The 20,420-nt window shown below is 73.8% G+C and carries 15 protein-coding genes; 6 read left to right on the top strand and 9 right to left on the bottom strand.

What is annotated here, in order from left to right; all coding sequences use genetic code 11:
- Nucleotides 1-108: 108 nt before the first annotated feature.
- Nucleotides 109-2,691, bottom strand: coding sequence for an aminopeptidase N (gene pepN, locus ACFRAV_RS24965; protein WP_382558487.1), 2,583 nt, complete (start codon nucleotides 2,689-2,691; stop codon nucleotides 109-111).
- A gap of 179 nt (nucleotides 2,692-2,870) precedes the next feature.
- The gene (locus tag ACFRAV_RS24960) at nucleotides 2,871-3,890 is read right to left on the bottom strand and encodes an aspartate-semialdehyde dehydrogenase (RefSeq protein ID WP_382558486.1); all 1,020 of its coding nucleotides are present in this window, start codon (nucleotides 3,888-3,890) and stop codon (nucleotides 2,871-2,873) included.
- A gap of 359 nt (nucleotides 3,891-4,249) precedes the next feature.
- Between ACFRAV_RS24960 and ACFRAV_RS24955 the strand changes: the two genes are divergently transcribed.
- Complete coding sequence (locus ACFRAV_RS24955) at nucleotides 4,250-4,783, top strand: RNA polymerase sigma factor (RefSeq protein ID WP_108955303.1); 534 nt, start codon at nucleotides 4,250-4,252, stop codon at nucleotides 4,781-4,783.
- A 2-nt stretch (nucleotides 4,784-4,785) separates the two neighbouring features.
- On the top strand, nucleotides 4,786-5,511 hold the full coding sequence (locus ACFRAV_RS24950; protein WP_382558485.1) for a hypothetical protein: 726 nt from the start codon (nucleotides 4,786-4,788) through the stop codon (nucleotides 5,509-5,511).
- A gap of 125 nt (nucleotides 5,512-5,636) precedes the next feature.
- On the opposite strand, the gene ACFRAV_RS24945 is transcribed toward ACFRAV_RS24950, so the two are convergent.
- On the bottom strand, nucleotides 5,637-8,939 hold the full coding sequence (locus ACFRAV_RS24945; protein ID WP_382558484.1) for a S8 family serine peptidase: 3,303 nt from the start codon (nucleotides 8,937-8,939) through the stop codon (nucleotides 5,637-5,639).
- 335 nt (nucleotides 8,940-9,274) lie between these two features.
- Between ACFRAV_RS24945 and ACFRAV_RS24940 the strand changes: the two genes are divergently transcribed.
- Nucleotides 9,275-9,745 (top strand): NUDIX hydrolase, encoded by a 471-nt coding sequence (locus tag ACFRAV_RS24940; RefSeq protein ID WP_382558483.1) that lies wholly within the window; start codon nucleotides 9,275-9,277, stop codon nucleotides 9,743-9,745.
- Nucleotides 9,746-10,448: 703 nt separating this feature from the next.
- On the opposite strand, the gene ACFRAV_RS24935 is transcribed toward ACFRAV_RS24940, so the two are convergent.
- Both ACFRAV_RS24935 and ACFRAV_RS24930 read right to left on the bottom strand, forming a co-directional pair.
- Complete coding sequence (locus ACFRAV_RS24935) at nucleotides 10,449-11,408, bottom strand: EamA family transporter (protein ID WP_382558508.1); 960 nt, start codon at nucleotides 11,406-11,408, stop codon at nucleotides 10,449-10,451.
- A gap of 113 nt (nucleotides 11,409-11,521) precedes the next feature.
- Nucleotides 11,522-12,742, bottom strand: a complete 1,221-nt coding sequence (locus tag ACFRAV_RS24930; protein WP_382558482.1) for an MFS transporter — start codon at nucleotides 12,740-12,742, stop codon at nucleotides 11,522-11,524.
- A 174-nt stretch (nucleotides 12,743-12,916) separates the two neighbouring features.
- Here ACFRAV_RS24930 and ACFRAV_RS24925 point away from each other — a divergent pair, with 174 nt between their 5' ends.
- A complete protein-coding gene (locus ACFRAV_RS24925; protein ID WP_382558481.1) occupies nucleotides 12,917-13,456 on the top strand; it encodes a MarR family winged helix-turn-helix transcriptional regulator in 540 nt (179 codons plus the stop codon).
- On the opposite strand, the gene ACFRAV_RS24920 is transcribed toward ACFRAV_RS24925, so the two are convergent.
- Nucleotides 13,457-14,920 carry an FAD-dependent oxidoreductase gene (locus tag ACFRAV_RS24920; protein ID WP_382558507.1) on the bottom strand — a complete coding sequence of 488 codons (1,464 nt, stop codon included), beginning with the start codon at nucleotides 14,918-14,920 and terminating at the stop codon, nucleotides 13,457-13,459.
- 144 nt (nucleotides 14,921-15,064) lie between these two features.
- On the opposite strand from ACFRAV_RS24920, the gene ACFRAV_RS24915 reads away from it, so the two are divergent.
- Entirely contained in the window at nucleotides 15,065-15,685 is a 621-nt protein-coding gene (locus tag ACFRAV_RS24915; protein ID WP_382558480.1) for a TetR family transcriptional regulator, read from the top strand.
- A gap of 132 nt (nucleotides 15,686-15,817) precedes the next feature.
- Here the strand turns inward: ACFRAV_RS24915 and ACFRAV_RS24910 are convergent, their stop codons facing one another.
- The 3 genes from ACFRAV_RS24910 to ACFRAV_RS24900 form a co-directional block, all read right to left on the bottom strand.
- The gene (locus ACFRAV_RS24910; RefSeq protein WP_382558479.1) at nucleotides 15,818-16,084 is read right to left on the bottom strand and encodes a hypothetical protein; all 267 of its coding nucleotides are present in this window, start codon (nucleotides 16,082-16,084) and stop codon (nucleotides 15,818-15,820) included.
- Between the two features lie 63 nt (nucleotides 16,085-16,147).
- Nucleotides 16,148-18,220: a 4-alpha-glucanotransferase gene (malQ, locus tag ACFRAV_RS24905; protein ID WP_382558478.1), complete on the bottom strand. Its 2,073-nt coding sequence runs from the start codon at nucleotides 18,218-18,220 to the stop codon at nucleotides 16,148-16,150.
- A 164-nt stretch (nucleotides 18,221-18,384) separates the two neighbouring features.
- A complete protein-coding gene (locus tag ACFRAV_RS24900; RefSeq protein WP_351117414.1) occupies nucleotides 18,385-18,921 on the bottom strand; it encodes an HNH endonuclease in 537 nt (178 codons plus the stop codon).
- Nucleotides 18,922-19,280: 359 nt separating this feature from the next.
- Between ACFRAV_RS24900 and ACFRAV_RS24895 the strand changes: the two genes are divergently transcribed.
- Entirely contained in the window at nucleotides 19,281-20,381 is a 1,101-nt protein-coding gene (locus tag ACFRAV_RS24895) for a mechanosensitive ion channel family protein (protein ID WP_382558506.1), read from the top strand.
- The last annotated feature ends 39 nt before the right edge of the window (nucleotides 20,382-20,420 follow it).

Raw genomic sequence — 20,420 nt, 5'->3', positions numbered from 1 at the left:
GCGGGAGGGGGCGCCCGGTGGTACCGGGCGCCCCCTCCTTTGCGTTCCTCGCCTTGGCTTCCCCGCGCGCGGCGCGGGTCAGCGGCGGCGCGGGTCAGCGGCGGCGTGTCACCTGGCGCCGGCGGCGGCCTGGTCGGCCGCCTGGGCGCGCAGGGCGCGCTCCACGCCCGCACGCGACTCGGTCACGATGCGCCGCAGCGCCGCGACCGGCTCGGCGGAGGACAGCCACGCGTCGGTACGGGCCAGCGTGTCCTCGGAGACCTGGATGCCGGGGTACAGGCCCACCGCGATCTGCGAGGCGAGCTCGAAGGAGCGGGACCCCCAGACGCCCTTCAGCGCCTCGAAGTACTTCTCCGTGTACGGCGCCAGCAGCTCCCGCTGCTCGCTCTGCACGAAGCCCATGATCACGGCTTCCTGCACGGCGTTGGGCAGCTTGTCGGACTCGACGACCGCGGCCCACGCCTCGGCCTTGGCCTCCGGCGTCGGCCGCGCGGCGCGGGCCGTGGCGGCGTGCCGCTCGCCGGCCGCGGTGCGGTCGCGCTCGTACTCGGCGGCGATCTCCGCCTCGTCGAACCGGCCGGTGGCGGCGAGCCGCTGCACCAGGGCCCAGCGCAGCTCGGCGTCGACGGCGAGGCCGTCGAGGCTGCGGGAGCCGTCGAGCAGGGCCTCGAGGAGGTCCAGCTGGTCCGGCGTGCGGGCGGCGTCGGCGAAGGCGCGGGCCCAGGCGAGCTGGTGGTCGCTGCCCGGCTCGGCGGACCGCAGGTGGGCCAGGGTGGCCTCGGTCCAGCGGGCCAGCAGCGCGTCCCGGTCGGCCGGGGCGGCGTACGTCTCCAGCGCCAGCTTGACCTGGCGGTGCAGGGACTGCACGACGCCGATGTCGGACTCCTTGGCGATGCCGGAGAGCACCAGCTCCAGGTAGTCGCGGGTGGCCAGCTCGCCGTCGCGGGTCATGTCCCAGGCGGAGGCCCAGCACAGGGCGCGCGGCAGGGAGGACTCGAAGTCGCCGAGGTGCTCGGTGACGAAGGCCAGCGAGCGCTCGTCGAGGCGGACCTTGGCGTACGACAGGTCGTCGTCGTTGAGCAGGACGACGTCCGGGCGGGCCGTGCCGGCCAGCTGCGGGACCTCGGTCAGCTCGCCGTCGACGTCCAGCTCCAGGCGCTCGGTGCGCACCAGCTTGCCGCTCGCCGCGTCGAGGCTGTAGAGGCCGATCGCGATGCGGTGCGGCCGCAGCAGCGCCTGGCCCTTGGCGCCGGCGGGCAGCGCGGGGGCCTCCTGGCGGACGGCGAAGGAGGTGATGACACCGGCGTCGTCGGTCTCGAGCTCCGGGCGCAGGATGTTGATGCCGGCCGTCTCCAGCCACTTCTTCGACCAGTTCTTCAGGTCGCGGCCGGAGGTCTCCTCCAGCGCGCCCAGCAGGTCGGGCAGGCGCGTGTTGCCGAAGGCGTGGCGCTTGAAGTAGGCCTGCACGCCGCGGAAGAACTCGTCCTCACCGACGTACGCCACCAGCTGCTTCAGGACGCTGGCGCCCTTGGCGTAGGTGATGCCGTCGAAGTTGACCATGACGTCTTCGAGGTCGTTGATGTCCGCCATGATCGGGTGGGTGGACGGCAGCTGGTCCTGCCGGTACGCCCAGGTCTTCTCGGAGTTGGCGAACGTCGTCCAGGCGTGCGGCCAGCGGGAGCCGGGCGCGGCGGCCTGGCAGGCGACCGAGGTGTAGGTGGCGAACGACTCGTTCAGCCAGAGGTCGTTCCACCACTCCATGGTGACCAGGTCGCCGAACCACATGTGGGCCAGCTCGTGGAGGATCGTCTCGGCGCGGCGCTCGTAGGCGGCGTCGGTGACCTTGGAGCGGAAGACGTACTGGTCGCGGATGGTGACCGCGCCCGCGTTCTCCATGGCGCCGGCGTTGAACTCCGGTACGAAGAGCTGGTCGTACTTGGCGAACGGGTACGCGTGGTCGAACTTCGCCTCGAACCAGTCGAAGCCCAGGCGGGTGACCTCGAAGATGTGGTCGGCGTCGAGGTGCTCGGCCAGCGAGGGGCGGCAGTAGATGCCGAGCGGGACCGTGCGGCCGTCCTTCTCGTAGGTGCTGTGCACCGAGTGGTACGGGCCGGCGATCAGCGCGGTGATGTAGGACGAGATCCGCGGGGTCGGCTCGAACGCCCAGAGACCGTCCTTGGCCTCGGGGGTGGGCGAGTTGGAGATCACGCTCCAGCCCTCGGGGGCCTTCACGGTGAACTGGAACGTCGCCTTGAGGTCCGGCTGCTCGAACGAGGCGAAGACGCGGCGGGCGTCCGGCACTTCGAACTGGGTGTACAGGTAGGTCTGCTCGTCGACCGGGTCGACGAAGCGGTGCAGGCCCTCACCGGTGTTGGTGTAGGCGCAGTCCGCGACGACCCGCAGGACGTTCGGTCCCTCGAGCAGGCCGGGCAGCGCGATCCGCGAGTCCTGGAAGACCTCGGCCGGGTCCAGCGGGTCACCGTTGAGCGTGACCTCCAGGACGGCGGGCGCGACCAGGTCGATGAAGGACTCCGCGTCGCGGGCGGAGGTGAAGCGCACCGTGGTGACGGACCTGTAGGTCGCCTCCCCCTCCGGGGCGCCGGAGATGTCGAGCTCGATCTCGTACGAGTCGACGGTGAGCAGCTCGGCCCGCTGCTGTGCCTCTTCGCGGGTCAGATTGGTGCCAGGCACGCGGTCATCTCCTCGTTGTGCGTAGGTTGCGCCATCCTTCCACGGGCTCCGGCCTCCGCGCGATGAGGTAACTCCGCCTGTGGACGAACCGCGCGGACCCCCTGTGGACAACGCCGGGAAACCGCGCCGGGCGGCCACCCGTGAGGGTGACCGCCCGGCGTGCCGATGACGGGTGGCGACTACTTAGCGGAGAGCTCCGCGGCGACCAGCTCCGCGATCTGGACGGCGTTCAGCGCGGCGCCCTTGCGCAGGTTGTCGTTGGAGACGAACAGCGCGAGGCCGTTCTCCACCGTCTCGTCGCGGCGGATGCGGCCCACGAAGGAGGGGTCCTGGCCGGCCGCCTGGAGCGGGGTGGGGATGTCGGTGAGGACGACGCCGGGGGCGTCGGCCAGCAGCTCGGCGGCGCGCTCGGGGCTGAGCGGGCGGGCGAAGCGGGCGTTCACCTGGAGGGAGTGGCCGGAGAAGACGGGCACGCGCACGCAGGTCCCGGAGACCTTGAGCTCGGGGATCTCCAGGATCTTGCGGGACTCGTTGCGGAGCTTCTGCTCCTCGTCGGTCTCGTTCAGGCCGTCCTCGACGAGGTTGCCGGCGAAGGGCAGCACGTTGAAGGCGATGGGCCGCTTGTAGACGTCCGGCTCGGGGAACTCCACGGCGGAGCCGTCGTGGGCGAGCTTGTCGGCCTCCTCGACCACCTTGCGGACCTGGCCGTGCAGCTCGGCCACGCCGGCCACGCCGGAGCCGGAGACGGCCTGGTAGGTGGTGGCGACCAGGGCCTCGAGGCCGGCCTCGTCGTGGAGCGGGCGCAGCACCGGCATGGCGGCCATGGTGGTGCAGTTCGGGTTGGCGATGATGCCCTTGGGGCGGTCGGCGACCGCGTGCGGGTTGACCTCGGAGACGACCAGCGGGACCTCGGGGTCCATGCGCCAGGCGGAGGAGTTGTCGATCACCACGGCGCCCTGGGAGGCGACCTTCTCGGCGAGGGCCTTGGAGGTGGCGCCGCCGGCCGAGAAGAGGACGATGTCCAGGCCCGAGTAGTCGGCGGTGGCGGCGTCCTCGACGGTGACACCGTCCAGGTCGCGCCCGGCGGAGCGGGCGGAGGCGAACAGGCGCAGCTCCGTGACGGGGAAGTTCCGCTCGGCGAGGATCCTGCGCATGACCGTGCCGACCTGACCGGTGGCTCCGACGATTCCGACCCTCACGGTGCGACTCCCTTGCGTCTGTGTGCTGCGACGTCTGTGTCCTGTGTGCGGCGCCGCGCGTGCCCTGGTGCGCGATGTCCGGTTTCCATCATGCGGCGGTCACCGGGTGACCTGTCCAATCCTTTGCCCGTCCTCTCGCAGGTCGGACAGGGGTGCGGACCGGGGGCCCGGCGGCGATCCTGCGGCGCCTACCCGTCGTCCCCCGCGCGAATCCTGCGTTCATGGGCGGCGGGCGCAATCCCTCCGGACGCGACGCGATGATGTCCCGACGATGTGACGAACGCCATTTTGTTGTCGCGGCGAACGTTTCCGCGTCGTCCGGCGTCGTAGGGGCGAAGGTGCGTGACGGGAGGGGCGGCGTGCTGCGCGGACGGGTGCGTTTCAGAGGCGCGGCGGGGGCCGACCCCGCCGACCCGCTGGAGCCTGAGCAGGAGCGGCGGGTGCGGGCGGTGCTGGCGCTCGGCGGGGTGCCGCAGGCCGACCTGGCGGACGGGGTCCAGCACGTGCGGCTGCGCCTGCTGGAGCGGTCCGCCGCCGGCAAGGAGGCCCCGCGGGACGTGTCGGCGTGGGCCGCGGTGGTGGCGTCCAACTGGGCGATGGACTGGCACCGGGCACGCCGCCGCCAGGAGCGGGTGGGCGAGCGACTGGCCTCGCTGCGGCCGGCCGAGCAGCCGTCCGGCGAGGAGTCGAGCGTGCTGCAGCTGTCCGTGGCGCACGGCCTGGACGAGCTGACCGACGCCCAGCGGCAGGTGGTCACGCTGCGGTTCTACGCCGACCTGGCCGTGCGGGACATCGCGGCGGAGCTGGGGGTGCCGGAGGGCACGGTGAAGAGCCGGCTGCACAGCGCGGTGCGGGCGCTGCGGGCCCGTCTGCACGAGGACGAGGTGGTGTGAGGATGCCCGCCGGACACGAGGACGACCCGCTGCTGGCGGTGCTGAACGGTGACCCCGTCGCGCCGGACGCGGACGAGAGGACGCGCGCCGCCCACGAGGCGGCCGAGGCGGACGTGCTGCTGCTGCGCGGGGCGCTGCGGGACATCGGCGACGCGCTCGCCGCCGCGCCGGCCACGCCCGCCGCCGCTGCCCCGGTCCCGCCCGAGGAGCTCGCCGCCCGCCGCCGCGCGCGACGGCGGTCCGCCGTGACGTGGGGCGCCGGGCTGGCCGCCGCGGCCGCGGTCACCGGGGTGATGTACCTCGGTGCGACCGGCGCCGTCCGCGGCGACGCCTCTTACTCGGCCTCGGACGCCGAGGCGAAGCCGGACATGGGAGCCGACGAGAAGGCGGCGGCCCCCGGTTCGTCCGCCGACCGGCCGGCCGTCGCCTGCGCGAGCCTGGTCGTCGAGGGCACGGTCGTGCGTCTGCGGCCGCTGCCCGACGGCCACGTCCAGGTGACGCTGGAGGCGGAACGGTACTGGGTGCCGGAGCAGGAGGCGTCCGAGGCGCCCGTCGCGGTGACGGTGCTCCCCGAGGAGGCCCGCACCGACCTGCCGGTCGGCACCCGGGCCCTGGTCACCCAGGGGGCGTCGGGCGGCTGGTGGGCCACCGGCGACCGCCTCGCCGCCGAGCGCGCGGAACTCGACGCCACCCGCCCCGACGACGGAGGGGTCTGTCCGACGGAGTGAGGGGCCGGGCCCCTGGCGTGAAGGGGATACGGGGCAAGGAAAGAGGGCGGGCGTCCGGTGATGGACGCCCGCCCCTTCGTCACCCTGGCGCGGCCGGGGCCGCGAGCCGGTTACCCGGTGACGCCTTACTCGGTGACGCTGCCGATCTTCACGCTGCCGACGCCCGCCGGGGTGCCGTTGGCGTTGACGAGCTGGACCTGACCGAAGAACTCACGTCCCGCCGGGGCCGGCGCGCCGACGGTGACGGTGCCCGAGAAGGAGGCCTTGCCGCCCTCGGCGAGCTTCACCGTGGTGCCGTCCACCGCGACGGTGCCGAGCGCCTCGGAGAAGAACACGTCGAGGTAGTCGTACTGGGTCGAGCCGCTCGGGATCGAGTAGCCGTCGACCTCGACGGTGTAGGTGCCGGCGGCCGGCGTCTTGATGGAGACGGACTCCTCGGAGTCGCCGTCGGCGGAGGAGCCGACCTTCGTGCCCGCCGCGTTGTAGACGTTGAGGTCCAGGTCCGAGGCGGTGTCGGAGACGTTGCCGATGGACACGTTCAGCGCCTCGGCGCCCGCGGGCACCTCGACGGTGAACTCCTGCACCTCGTGGTTGGCGATGGTCGGACGGTCCGTCTTGGACGACCCCAGCGAGCCGCCGACCAGCTTGCCCTCGAAGGCGGCGAACTTGTTCTCCACCGTCCACTCGGCCGCGGCGGGCTCGCCGACCTTGGCCGCGGGGATCTCGAGGGTCTCCGGCTCGAACGTGGCGCCCAGCAGGGTGACGTCGAGCTTGTACGGGTTGTTCAGCAGCGGCGAGGTGCGCCGCGCCTCGACCTCGATCTCCCAGACGCCCGGGGTGGGCGCGTAGAAGCGGGCCTGCGGCTTGCAGCCGCCGTCGCCGCCCGGGTAGTTCGGGTAGCAGTTCACGGTCGACGTCGGGTCCGAGGGGACACCGTACGGGTGGATCGAGATGAAGCGGGTCTGGCTCTTGTCGGCCAGGCCGCTCAGCGCGACCTCGAGGGAGGTGGCGCCCTCGGGCACGGTCACGAAGTAGGACTTGTGGCTGTTGCGCTGCACGGTGCCCGAGGCGGCGAAGGTGTTCTTCACGGCCGAGGCGGCGATCACGGAGGTCATGATCTGCTGGTCGACGCCCTCGGTGAACGGGTCGTTCACCTCGAGGATCGCGCTGTGCATGCCCAGCGAGCCGGGCTTCGCCGCGACCTTGACGGTGACCGGCTTGTTCAGCGGAAGGAGAACCAGCTCGCTGCCGACGATGTCGAAGGTGCGGCCGTGGTTGTTCTTCAGCGACAGCTTGTGCAGCACGCTCGCCTTGGAGCCGGAGGTGCGGGTGACGACGACGTCGTACACCTTGCGCTCGCCGACCTTGATGCCGCCCTCACGGTCGTACAGGCCGGTGCCGAAGCCCGGCTCGGCCAGCGCCCAGTCGATGTTGGTGTCGACGGGGGCCTTGACCGTGTACTCGTTGGCCTTGGCGTTGTGCTTGATGGAGTCCCAGGCGTCGACGATGTCGATCAGACCGGCGCCCTGCTCGTAGGCCTGGACACCGGGGATCTGGTTCGCCGTCGAGGTCAGCGCGGTGCGCAGCTTCGCCGGGGCGAGGTCGATCTTCTTCTGCTTGGCGGCGCTGATGAGCAGCGCGGTCGCGCCGGTGGCCTGCGGGGAGGCCATCGAGGTGCCCTGAAGCATCGAGTAGCCGGCCGGGAGCGCGTAGCCGGCCTCGGCGACGGGGCCGCCGGGGAGCCAGGTCTGCGTGGTGTTGATCGACGCGCCCGGGGCGGAGAGGGTCGGGGTGAAACCGCCGTCCTCACGCGGACCGCGCGAGGAGAACGGCATCATCGCGTAGTCCTTCTCCACGACGGAGCCGTAGTTGGCGGCCCAGGTCTCCTTGGAGACGGTCGCGCCGACCGAGATGACCTTGTCGGAGAGGGCGGGGTCGCCGATGGTGTTGACGCCGGGGCCGGAGTTGCCCGCGGAGATCACCAGCTGGACGCCGTACTGGTCAATGAGACGCGTGTAGAGACGCGAACGGTCGTTGTCGCCGTTGTTCAGCGCCGGGAGACCGCCGATCGACATGTTGACGATGTCGACGCCGCGGTTGACGACCAGGTCCATCATGCCCTCGGTGAGGGCGACGGCGGTGCAGCCGCCGGTCCAGGTGCAGGCGCGCGCGGAGACCAGCTTGGCGCCGGGGGCGGCGCCGTTCATCTTGCCGCCGAACAGGCCGTTGGCGGCGGTGATGCCGGCGACGTGGGTGCCGTGCTCGCTCTCGATGACGCCGATGTTGACGAAGTCCCGCTTCTGGCCGACCCAGGTGCCCCCGTAGGGGTCCATCGGGACGTCCTTGCGGATCTCGACGACGAACGGCTGACGCTCGGCGACGTCGGTGGCCGGGTCGTCCTTGCCGAACCAGCCGACCTGGTGGTCCTCCTTGTACGGCTTCATCACGGTGTCGTCCGTGAAGTCGCCGTTGTTGTTCTGGTCGACGATGACCGTGCCGGCCGCCGCGTCGTAGAGCACGCCCCACACGTCGGTGGTGTCGCCGTCACGGTTGGCGTCGCCCGCGGCGTCGCCGCCCGCGGTGTACGACTCGCGGAACAGCTGCACGTTGTGCTCGCCCGCGGGCGCGGTCCAGGTGCGGCCGCCGTAGGTGAAGCTGGTGCCGGAGACCGGGTTGATCATCGGACGCCAGGTGGCGTCGGAGTCGACGATCGGGTCGGTGGCGGTCACCCAGTCGACGATCTTGCGCTCACCGGTGGTGGTCTTCTGGAGCGCCGGGTGACCGAGGTCCACGCCGGAGTCCAGGATGCCGATGGTGACGCCGCGGCCGTCGGCCTTGGGGTTCTGCTTGACGAAGTCGACCGCGCCCGTCTCGAAGGACGGGTTGTACGGGTTCTTCGCCGGGGTGCTCGCGCCGGGGCCCGCGTAGGTGCCGGTGGCCTCGGCGCCGGAGGTCTTCTTGCCGGCGTCCGGACGCGGGTCGTCCAGCTTGACCTCCTTGTCCAGGTCGATGCCCTGGACGGAGGAGAGCTTGGCGGCGGCCGCGATGGCCGACTCCGCCTTGCCGGTGGGAACCGTGGCGCGGACGTAGCCGAGCTTGTCGTAGGACTTGCCCACCGACGCGCCCTTGACGGCGTCGAGCTGCTCGGCGACCTGCTCGGTCTGTCCGGGCTCGGTGATCACCATCATGGTGACGTTCTTCTCGCCGTCCGCCTGGGCGGCGGCGAGGAGTTCGGCGTCTTCCGAACCCAGCTTGTCGTGGGCCGACTTGCCCGGTGCGGGCTGGTCGGCCGCGGAGGCTGCGTCTGCGGCGAAGGCCATGGGTATCGGCCCGGCCGCGGAGAGCGCCGCCACCAGACCCGCGGCGACGGCGATGCGCGCAGCGCGTCTCGCGCCCGATATCTGGGTGCGCTCGGGATGAGAGGTCATCGATTTCCCTTGCGAGTGAAGGAAAGTGAGGAGGGCGTCGCGCGGGCGCCAATGCCCGGGATCGCCGACATCCGGAGAAATGGTCCGGATGACCGCTCAGCTTTACCTATGAGTACGGAGTTTGGGGAGAGTTGCCGGAGGCGTATTGCTGCCATGGCGTAATCCCGCCACACCGTGTGACTGGCGTGTCGCGTGTGACGACGGAGTGGCGGCCCGGCGGCGGCGTGTCAACGGCCCCGTGGTGCGGGCCCGGCGGTGGACGGCGGCGCCGCGCGGGTGGCATCCGCCCACCGCGTCGAGCTGCCGGGTCCGCGGTCCTGCCGTAACGTCTGGGTATGCATGAGGAGTTGAGGGTGGCGGCCTACGCCGTCTGCGTGCGGGACGAGCAGGTGCTGCTGGCGCGGTGGGTCGCGGGCGACGGTACACGGCGTTGGACCCTGCCGGGCGGCGGTATGGATCACGGCGAGGACCCCTACGACACCGTGGTGCGGGAGGTCGAGGAGGAGACCGGTTTCGACGTCGAACCGGTGGCCCTCCTCGGCGTGGACTCGGTGCGCCGGTCCTATCCGCGGCGGCTGGGGGCGCGGGCCGACTTCCACGGACTGCGCGTGGTGTACGAGGCGCGCATCACCGGCGGGTCGCTGCGCAACGAGGTCGGGGGATCGACGGACATGGCGGCGTGGCATCCGCTGTCGGCCGTCGCGGAACTCGACCACGTGGAGCTGGTCGACACGGGCCTGCGCCTCTGGCGCGAACGCCCGCGCACCGGCCACCTCGCCCCCGGGCCCCGCCCCGCCAAGCCCTGACCCACCGGGCGGAGGGGGCCCGCCCTTCCGCCCGCGTGCTGCCCGCGTTCCGCCCGGAGGCCTGACGCCGACAGTGGCGGGCCCACCGCGGACCGGGCCGGGCCTGCCGCCGACCGGATCGGGCTACTGCGAACCAGATGGGACCCCCCTGCGAACTGGGGCAGGCTTACCACCGGACCGGGACGGGTGCACGCGGACCGGAGCGGACCGCCCGCCGACCGGGACGGGCTCACCGCGGACCAGGACAGCCCGTTGGGTGCCAGGCGGGCTCACCGCGGACCGGGACGGCCCGTCGGGGACCGGGGCGGGCTTGCCGCGGACACCGGGCCCGGCTCATCCGGACCGGCTCGGGCCCGATGGGCGGAACCGGACCTCGACGCGGGCCCCGAGGAAACGTCACGCCCGAGTGCGCGACCGCGACCGCGACCGGGACCGCAACCGGGACGGGCTCACCGCGGACCAGGACAGCCCGTTGGGTGCCAGGCGGGCTCACCGCGGACCGGGACGGCCCGTTGGGGACCGGGGCGGGCTTGCCGCGGACACCGGGCCCGGCTCATCCGGACCGGGTCGGGCCCGATGGGCGGAACCGCGCCCGCGCACGTGGCGGCGCGCCCGCCGCGCGTGCCGCCGCGGCTGTCGTCGGGCCGGCCCCGTCAGGCCGGCCGTCGCGGAACCGGACCTCGACGCGGGCCCCGAGGAAACGTCACGCCCGAGTGCGCTCCCGCGACCGCGACCGCGACCGGAACCGGGACCGGGACACCGGCCGCGACGGCGGTCGCGGCGTCGCGGCCACGCCCCCACCCCCGCGCCGCCGGAGACGCGTCGCGGTCTGCCCGGCCACCGTCGCCCCGAGGGCCACCGCCATCCCCACCACCTGCACGGCCGTGAGGGCCTCCCCCAGCAGTCCCCACCCCAGCACCGTCGCGGTGAGCTGCGACAACGGCACCAGGAAGGCGACGCCCGTGGCCGTCATCCGTCCCAGCCCGCGGAACCACAGCCAGTACGCCAGCGCCGTGTTGACCAGGGCGAGGTACGCGTACCCGGCCGCCCTCACCCCGTCGATCGCGGGCGGCGCCCCCTCGACGGCCAGGGCGAGCGGCGCGATGACCAGCCCGCCCGCCGTCAGCTGCCAGCCCGTCAGCGCGAGCGGACCGACCCCCGTCGGCCTCCCCCACCGCTTGCCGAGGACCGTGCCGAGCGACATCGCGCCCGCCGACCCGAACGCCGCGGCCATCCCGACCGCGTCGACCGTGCCGATGCCCGGTGCCATCACCAGCGCCACCCCGGCCACCGCCGCCAGGCCCGTCAGCACGGTCCGGGCCCGTACCCGCTCGGAGAGCAGCACCGCCCCCAGTCCGGCCACCAGCAGCGGCCCCACCGACCCGGCGACCGCGGCCATTCCGCCCGGCATCCGGTACGCGGCGAGGAACAGCAGCGGGAAGAAGGCCCCGATGTTCAGCGCCCCCAGGACCGCCGCACGCCACCACCAGTCGCCGCGCGGCAGCACGCGGGTGACCGCCAGCAGCAGGAGCCCGGCGGGCAGCGCCCGCATCAGCGCCGTGAACAGCGGGCGGTCGGGCGGCAGGAACTCGGTCGTCACCACGTAGGTCCCGCCCCAGAACACCTGGGCCAGACCGGTGGCCGCCACGGTCAGGCCGGTCACCGCCGCGACGGGACCGGTGACCGTCGCCGCCGCCCCGGCGCCCCGCGCCTCCCGGGTGACCGACACCGCCGCCCCGGTGTCCCGCACCGTCCGCGCCTGATCCGACGTCCGGCTCACGCCGCCACCCCCACCCGCTCCGCCGCCGTTCCGACCCGCACCGCGCCCTCCGGCAGCCGTCGCTCAGCCACCACCAGCAGCCCGGCCGCCACCAGCGAGGTGCCGGTCAGGAAGACCCACGGCACCCGCCCGTCCAGCGCCAGCAGTGTGGTGAACAACGCCGGCGCCAGCGCCTTCGCCAGCGACCAGGACAGCTGGTACACCGCCATGTACCGCCCCCGCACCGCGGTCGGCGCGGCGGACACCGCGAGCACGTCGGCGGCCGGACTGTGCACCAACTCCCCCACCGTGACGACCACCACGCCCCCGACCAGCGCGGCCGTCAGCACCGCCGCCGAGTCCGGCCGGGCCGCCGCCAGCGCGAGCTGGGTCAGGAAACCCGCCGCGAAGAGCAGGGACCCCAGCGCCGCCGCCCGGGTCCGCCGCGCGCCGGCGCGCCGCACGAGGTGCCCCACGTAGGTGCCGGCCGCCGCGCACAGCGCCGTGTTGACGGCGAAGGCCACGCCGGTGAGCACGTCGGGACCGCCCAGGGAGACGACGGAGAGCGGGAACAGCACCGAGAGCGCCGTGTAGCTGAGCGCGTTGAAGAAGTTCGCGCCGGTGAGCACCAGGAACGGGCGGTCCCGCACGACGAGCAGGTAGCCCGGGGCGGCGGCGTCCGCCGCCTCCTCGCCCTTGCCCTCCCGTACCGGCCGGACCGCGCGCAGCAGCAGGGCCGCCACCGCGTAGGCCGCGGCGTTGGCCAGCGCGGTGCCGTGGTAGCCGGCCGGGCCCAGGATCCCGACCACCAGGGAGACGATCAGCGTCCCCGCGCCGAGCCCCGCGTTGCCCACCGCCCGCAGCCTGGCCTGCAGCCGGTCCCTGTCCGCGCCCAGGGCCACCTCGTCCACCAGGACCGTCTGGACTCCCGTGTAGGCCCGTTCGGCGGTCACCGTCAGCAGGGCGACGCCGGCGAAGGCTCCGAGGGAGTCGGCGAAGGGGTAGGCGAGGAACCCGGCGAACCGGATCCCGTGGAAGAGCAGCAGCATCCGCCGCGCCCCGTGCCGGTCCACCGCCGTGCCGATGAACGGCACCAGCGCCATCCCGCCGAGGCCGGCCACGGTCAGCACGGACCCCGCCATCGCGTAGGAGAGCCCGGTGACGTGGTGGAAGAAGACCAGGCTGAACGGGATGTACATCCCCGACCCGATGCCGTTCACCACCGCCGACGCCGTCAACCGGCCTCCCCCCGGCACTCCTTGCCGCCCCGCGGCCTTGCCCTCGCCCATCCGGACCTCCCCCGCGGTCACCGCTGCGTCGTCGCGCCACCGCGACAAGTAGCTTAGCAGTAAGCTACTTACTGGCAAGCTGCTTATTTGCGAGGGATCGTCGACGACGCCGATACTCGGCACATGAGCAGCAGTGGCCAGCAGCCCCGGGACGGCGTCGACGCGATCATCGAGCAGTGGGCCCGGGAACGCCCCGACCTCCGGACCCCGGGGATGGAGGTCTTCGGGCGGATCTACCGGCTCGCGCGGGTGATGGGCGAGCGCGCGGAGCGGGCGTACTCCGCGTTCGGCATCTCCCGCGGGGAGTTCGACGTGCTGGCCACGCTGCGCCGCTCGGGCGAGCCGTACACCCTGAGCCCGCGCGACCTCTCCACCACGCTGATGCTCACCACCGGCGGCATGACCGGCCGGCTGGACAAGCTGGAACGGGCGGGGCTGCTGACCCGCTCACCCGACCCGGACGACCGGCGCGGCCTGCGGGTCTCCCTCACCGAGCGCGGGCTCGCGCTCGTCGACGAGGCGGTGGGCGCCGGGCTCGCCGAGCAGAACCAGGCCGTGCGGGACGCCTTCGACGACCGCCGCGCCGCCGAACTGGCGGACATGCTGCGGGAGTTGCTGGCCACGGCGGAACACCCGGCCGTGCACCCCCGCAGTGAGGCCTGATCAGCCCACGTGCTCACCCACCGCGGCCCGCACCTGCTCCGCGGTGGCCTCCTCAGCGGCCCATGCCGCGTAGCCGTCGGGGCGGACCAGGACCGCCGTGCCGCGCGGGGCGGCCCACCGCTCCACGGCCAGGCGCTCACCCCCGGGCGCGAGGTCGAGTCCGGGCGGGGCCAGCAGCACGAACCGTCCGCCGCGCAGGGCCTCGTACAGGCGGCCCCCGCCGGCCAGCGGGACGTCCGGCACTCTGGCGCCGACCACCCGGTGGGCACCGCGCGGCCGGCGGTATCGGATGCCGATGCCGCTGACCATCGCGGTGCCCCGCCGCCACACCGGACCCACCCGGCTCGCCGTGTCCAGCGCCGTCGCCCGCAGCAGGCGGGCGGCCGGGCCGTGGGCCAGAGCGCCCCGGATCAGGGCGCCGCTGCCCAGCAGCACCATCCGCCCCACCGGGTGACGTTCGCCCTGGTAGGTGTCGAGCAGCTCCGGGGCGGCGTGCCCGCCGAGCACCGCCGCCAGCTTCCAGCCGAGGTTGGCGGCGTCCTGCAGCCCCGTGTTCATCCCCTGACCGCCCGCCGGGGAGTGGACGTGCGCGGCGTCGCCTGCGAGCAGGACCCGGCCGACGCGGTAGGACGGCGCCTGCCGCTCGTCGCTGTGGATGCGGGACATCCAGCGCGGGTCGTGCATGCCGAAGTCGGTGCCGAGGGCTCCGCGGACGATCTCGCGGACCTCCTCCAGGTCCACCGGGTCGCTGTCCGGCCGGTCGTGGCCCCGCCGCCAGCCGGTCACCCGGTGGTAGCCGTCGCCGAAGGGGGCGACCAGCGCGAACCCGTCCGGCCCGGCGTCGGCGGTGAGCACCGAGCCGGGCTCCTCGGTCAGCCTCACGTCGGCGAGGACCAGGGAGCGGATCACCGAACGTCCCGGGAACGGGAGCCCGATCAGGTCGCGGACCGCGCTGTGCACGCCGTCCGCGCCCACCACGTAGGCGGCGCGCAGCGACTCCGTCCGACCGCCGGGCGTCCGGACCTCGACGTCCACCCCGTCGGCGTCCTGGCGCAGGCCGGTCACCTCCCGCTCGTGGGCGAAGCGCACCCCGGCCTTCACGGCGCGCCGCTCGAGCAGCCGCTCCACCTCGTACTGCGGGACGACCAGGACGTAGGGGAAGCGGGAGGGCAGCGAGCCCAGGTCCAGCGAGAGCCGCCCGAAGAGGCGGAGGCTGCCGAGCGGACGTCCGATCCCGGCCAGCTCGTCGGCGAGCCCCCGGGCGTCCAGCTGCTCCAGGGTCCGGGCGTGCACCACCAGGGCGCGGGAGAGGTTGCTGATCCGGTGCGGGCGCTTCTCCACGAGGGTGACGGGGATCCCGGCCTCGGCGAGGTCGCCGGCCAGCAGCAGTCCGGTGGGGCCGGCGCCGACGACGGCCACGGAGCGGGCCGCGTCGTCGGCGGGGTGCGGGGTGGTGCCGTGCATGGCGGTCATGGTGGCCTCCCGTTGGTCGGCGGCCTCGGTGCGACCCGGCCGCAATGCGAGTCAACACCTGTTGGCCAACGCTTGTTGACCACGCTAGACCCGCGGCTCTGGACGGTCAACAGCCGTTGGCCTACGTTTGTTGACATGACCGAGAACAGCCCTCCGGCGGCCGACGCCGGACCACCTCGCCCTCGCAGGTCGGACGCCACCCGCGCGGCGATCCTCACGGCGGCGATCGCCCGGTTCGCCGCGGACGGCTACGAGCGGGCCACCATTCGCGCCATCGCACGGGACGCGGGCATCGACCCGGCCATGGTGATGCGCTACTACGGCAGCAAGGAAGGGCTGTTCCAGGCCGCGTCGGAGATCGACCTGCGGATGCCGGACTTCGCCGGCGTGCGTCCCGAGGAGGCGGGCGAGGCGCTGGTGCGGCACTTCCTCCAGCGCTGGGAGGCGGACGACTCGCTGGTCGCGATGCTCCGGGTGGCGATGGCCTCGGGGATGGACGAGGGGCGGCAGCAGGCTCTGCTGGAGCGTCAGGTCGGGCCGGTGGTGGCGCGCTTCTGCACGGTCCCCGCCGAGGTGCCGCGCCGTACCGCGCTGATCGCCTCGCAGGTCGTGGGCATGGCGGTACTGCGCTACCTGATGCTGGTGCCGACGGTGGTGGCGATGAGCCACGACGAGATCGTGGCCTGGCTCGCGCCGACGGTGCAGCGGTACCTCACGGCCGACGTTCCTGACGGCGCTCGGCTCCGCGCGGGGTGAGGACGCGACGAGGGTGCCGTCCTCGCCCCACGGACCGTAGCCGTGACGCGAGGGCGGCACCCTCAGCGGTCTGCTGTTGTTCCGGCCTGCCGCGCTCGGGCGGCCGGACGACCGGGTGACCGGGTGACCGGGTCAGGAGTTCTTGGTCCTGATGTTGGTCGACGTGACCCGGTGCTCCTCCTTGGACTTGTCCAGGACCATCACCAGACCGGCGATGACCCCGAAGAGCACGAGCGGGGCGACGACGTAGAGGCCCAGCGTCTCGATGACGCTCAGGCCGGTGCCGGGGTCGTCGCCGTCGTCGCGCGTCAGCGCGAGCGCGGGGGACGACATGAGCAGCATCATCAGCGTCGTGCCGGCGGCCAGGGCGCCGGTGCGCAGGGCGTTCTTCTTGTCCACGGCGCCCAAGGTAACGGACGCGGGCAGGGGCCGCGCGCCCGGGGTGCCGTTCCGGCGGGTGTGTCAGCCGGGTGGCTCCGGCCGCCCGTCCTCCTCGACCGGTTCCCGCAGGGCCGCCAGGAGCGCGTGCAGCCGCGGGGAGGACGAGAGTTCCTCCAGGGTGACGGGCCGCCCCTCGCCGTCGGCCACGGGCAGCCGCCAGTTGGGGTACTCGTCCCAGGTGCCGGGGACGTTCTGCGGCCGCCGGTCGCCCACCCCGTCGGGCAGCCACACACCGGCCAGGCGCGCCGGGGTGCGCCACAGGAAGCGGTGCAGGGCCCGCACGACGTCCTCCTCGCGGGTGCCGTCCAGCAGCCCGCGGCCGTCCAGTTCCGCCAGCCACTCCCCCAGTTCGGCCGCCGCCTCCTCCCGTTCGCGTTCCACCGGACGGGTGAGCAGGCCCAGCCGGTGGCGCAGGTCGACGTGGTCGTGGGCGATCCGCGAGGCGGTGGGGGGCAGGTCGTGGGTGGTGACGGTGGCCAGGCAGTCGGCCCGCCAGCTCTCCGGGGGCAGGACGCGGCCGCCGCCCTCCCAGTCGCGTTCGAACCAGAGCACCGAGGTGCCCAGCACGCCCCGCTCCCGCAGGGCCTCCCGGACGCCGGGCTCCACCGTGCCGAGGTCCTCGCCGATGACGGCGGCGCCGGCTCGGTGGGCCTCCAGGACCAGGACCGCCAGCATCGCCTCGGCGTCGTAGTGGACGTAGGCGCCCTCCGTGGGCGGGCGGCCCTGCGGCACCCACCAGAGCCGGAACAGACCCATGACGTGGTCGATGCGCAGCGCCCCCGCGTGCCGGAAGCAGGCCCGCAGCAGGTCCCGCAGCGGGGCGTAGCCGGTCTCGGCGAGCCGGTCGGGCCGCCAGGGCGGCAGCCCCCAGTCCTGTCCGTGGGCGTTGAACGCGTCGGGCGGGGCGCCCACCGACATGCCGGCGGCGAAACAGTCCCGCAGCGCCCAGGTGTCCGCGCCGCCGGGGTGGACGCCGACGGCGAGGTCGTGGATCAGGCCCACGCCCATGCCGGCCTCACGGGCGGCGCGCCGGGCGGCGGCGAGCTGTTCGTCGGTGAGCCAGGTCAGCCAGCGGTGGAGGTCGACGCGGTCGGCGAGCTCGAGCCGCGCCCGGGAGGTCTCCGGGGACCGCGGGTCGCGCAGCCGCTCGGGCCAGCGGTGCCAGTCGGGTCCGTGCACCTCGGCGAGGGCGTACCAGGTCGCGTGGTCGTCCAGCGCGCGCCCCTCCCGGGCCACGAACGCGGCGTACGCGGCGCGGCGGCCCGGCGCGAGGGGCACCGCGCGCACCAGTTCCAGGGCGCGGCGCTTCAGGTCCCAGACGGCGTCGCGGTCGATCGACGCGTCCTTCTCCAGCACGCCCTCGCGCAGCCGGGCGGCCTGCTCGGCCAGGGCGCGCAGCGCGGGGCGTTCCTCCTCGGCGACGTGGGCGAACTCGGGGACGTCCTGGACCCGCAGGTAGAGGGGGTCGGGAAAGCGGCGGGAGGACGGCCGATAGGGGGAGGGGTCCACGGGCGGGCCGGGCACGCTCGCGTGCAGCGGGTTGAGCTGCACGAAGCCGACGTCCAGGGCGCGCCCCGCCCAGCCGGCCAGGTCGGCGAGGTCGCCCAGGTCGCCCATGCCCCAGGAGCGGTGCGAGAGCAGCGAGTAGAGCTGGACCAGCAGTCCGCGGTGCCGCCCCTCCACGCCGGGCGCCCGGTCGGGGGCGACGATCAGGTGGGCCTCGCCGGCGCGGCCGTCGGGGGCGGTGACGGCGAGCCGGTGGACGCCGTACGGCAGGTCCTCGAGCGCCGCGGGACCGGTGCGGGTCTCCCCGTCCTCGGTGACCACGCGGACGTCGGCGCCCTCGGGCAGCTCGGGCGCCCGCCCGGGGCGGAGCACCACGGTGGGCGGCAGCAGCCGCTCGGCCAGCTCGCGTTCCCTGGCCGCCAGCGCGGCGGCGGGGTCGGCCGTGTCCACGCCCAGCGCGGCGAGCGCCGCGCTCACCGCCTCCCGGGGCACGGCCACCGTGCGGTCCGGCGCCGGCCGGTACTCGGTGGCCACCCCGTACGACTGCGCGAGCCGCGCCAGCGGCTCTCCTGGTACCGGTCCGGCCACGGTTCCTCCTCGTCGAGGTCGAGCACGCCCGCACAAGTGGCTACCCACCGGACGCCGGACCAGACATGCCCTCCCCCGAACGGGTGCCCTCCACGGGCGCGGCCGCGGGCGGCCCGGGCGCCGCAGGGCGCCGGGTACGCGAAGGCCCGGACCGGTGGCAGGTGTCAGGCGGACACGCCGTCGATCCGGGCCAGGGCCTCGTCCGCGCCGTAGGGCCGCAGGTACGGCAGCCAGCGCGGGTCCCGGTGGCCCGTGCCGATGATGCGCCAGGCCAGGCCGGTGGGCGGGGCCGGTTTGTGGCGCAGTCTCCAGCCCAGCTCCATGAGGTGGCGGTCGGCCTTGGTGTGGTTGCAGCGACGGCAGGAGGCCACCACGTTGTCCCAGACGTGCTGCCCGCCGCGGCTGCGGGGGATCACGTGGTCGACGCTGGTGGCGACGCCGCCGCAGTACACGCAGCGGCCGCCGTCCCGGGCGAAGAGCGCCCGTCGGGTGAGAGGCACCGGCCCCCGGTAGGGGACGTGGACGAAACGCTTGAGCCGGACCACGCTGGGGGCCGGCAGGGAGAGGGTCGCGCTGTGCAGGTGGGCGCCGGACTCCTCGAGGCAGACTGCCTTGTTCTCGAGGACGAGGACGAGCGCGCGGCGGAGCGGTACGACGCCGAGCGGCTCGTACGACGCGTTGAGGACCAGGACGTGCGGCACGGTGCCTCCTTGTACGCCGGCGGCGCGTGGCTCGCGCCGGGACGATCTGCAGTCAGTTTCCCCTCTGCCCTGGTCGCGGCGCCACCACGTGGCAACAACAGGGTGGCCGCCCGCGGAGTGGTCCTGACCACAGCGGGACACCGCCGGCCCCGCCCTGCGCCGGGCGTCCCTCGGCGCACGAGGGCACCCCTTATCCCTTCCTCATCCTCTGGTGAGGCCCGTCTCTCTTCCCCGGGAAGCGGCTAAGCCACCCGGTTTGCCCCGTTAGTGTGGTCGGGCTGCCCCTTCGGCCTCCGTGGCCGTCGCCGTGCCCCCGCCGGGGCAGCCACCGCACCTGGAGGTATCCCACCGTGTCCCCCGTGTCCCTGTCCGCCGCCTTCCCGGCCGCCGGCCCGGACCCGTCCACGACCGCCCCCGCCTCGTCGACCACCCCCGCCCCGACCCCGACCATGCCGTCCCTGGAGGAGGCGCACGCGCGTGCCTCCGAGGCGGCGGGCTGGTTCCAGGAGAACTGGGCGTCGTGGCTGGCCGTGGGTCTGCGGATCGTGCTGATCGTCGCGGTCGCGCTGGTCCTGCGGATGCTGGTCCGCCGCGCGATCACCCGGCTGATCGACCGGATGAACCGCAACACCTCCGCCACCGAGGGCAGCACCCTGGGCGGCCTGCTGGTCAACGCCGAGCGGCGGCGTCAGCGCTCGCAGGCCATCGGCTCGGTGCTGCGGTCGGTGGCGTCCTTCGTCATTCTCGGCACGGCCTTCCTGATGGTGCTCGGTGCCTTCCAGATCAACCTGGCGCCGCTGCTCGCCTCGGCGGGTGTGGCCGGTGTCGCCATCGGTTTCGGCGCGCGGAACCTGGTCACCGACTTCCTCTCCGGCGTCTTCATGATCCTCGAGGACCAGTACGGCGTCGGCGACACCATCGACGCGGGCGTGGCCACCGGCGAGGTCATCGAGGTCGGCCTGCGGGTCACCAAGCTGCGCGGCGACAACGGCGAGATCTGGTACGTCCGCAACGGCGAGATCAAGCGGATCGGCAACGCCTCCCAGGGCTGGGCCACGGCCGGCGTGAACGTGACCGTGCGGCCCGAGGAGGACCTGGACCGGGTGAAGTCGGTGCTGGGCGAGGTCGCCGAGCGGATCGCCAAGGAGGAGCCCTGGAACGAGATCCTGTGGGGTCCCGTCGAGGTGCTGGGTCTGGACGACGTGCTGCTGGACTCCATGGTGATCCGGGTGACGGCGAAGACCATGCCCGGCAAGGCGGTCAACGTGGAGCGGGAGCTGCGCTGGCGGATGAAGCGGGCGCTGGACGCGGCGGGCATCCGGATGCTCGGCGTCCCGGAGCAGGCGACCGTGGAGCCGCTGGTGGACCCGACGGCGGGCATGGCCGCGCCGTCCGCGTTCGCCAGCAGCAGCTCGCCCCAGTCGGTGGCGGCGTCGCCGATCCCCCCGAAGGGGCTGTAGCGACGCTGCACGTCGAGGGGGCGGCGCCCGGATCTCTCC

This window comes from Streptomyces sp. NPDC056600 (genome assembly GCF_042792855.1).
Classification (GTDB): domain Bacteria; phylum Actinomycetota; class Actinomycetes; order Streptomycetales; family Streptomycetaceae; genus Streptomyces.
The sequence above is the reverse complement of the archived record's forward strand: the minus strand, read 5'-3'. Positions and strand labels throughout refer to the sequence as shown.

Bases quoted from the DNA above. Each gene is read 5' to 3' on its own strand.
- ACFRAV_RS24950 (WP_382558485.1), top strand. From the start codon at position 4,786: ATGCCCGCCGGACACGAGGACGACCCGCTGCTGGCGGTGCTGAACGGT.
- ACFRAV_RS24945 (WP_382558484.1), bottom strand. From the start codon at position 8,939: ATGACCTCTCATCCCGAGCGCACCCAGATATCGGGCGCGAGACGCGCT.
- ACFRAV_RS24940 (WP_382558483.1), top strand. From the start codon at position 9,275: ATGCATGAGGAGTTGAGGGTGGCGGCCTACGCCGTCTGCGTGCGGGAC.
- ACFRAV_RS24925 (WP_382558481.1), top strand. From the start codon at position 12,917: ATGAGCAGCAGTGGCCAGCAGCCCCGGGACGGCGTCGACGCGATCATC.
- ACFRAV_RS24920 (WP_382558507.1), bottom strand. From the start codon at position 14,920: ATGCACGGCACCACCCCGCACCCCGCCGACGACGCGGCCCGCTCCGTG.
- ACFRAV_RS24915 (WP_382558480.1), top strand. From the start codon at position 15,065: ATGACCGAGAACAGCCCTCCGGCGGCCGACGCCGGACCACCTCGCCCT.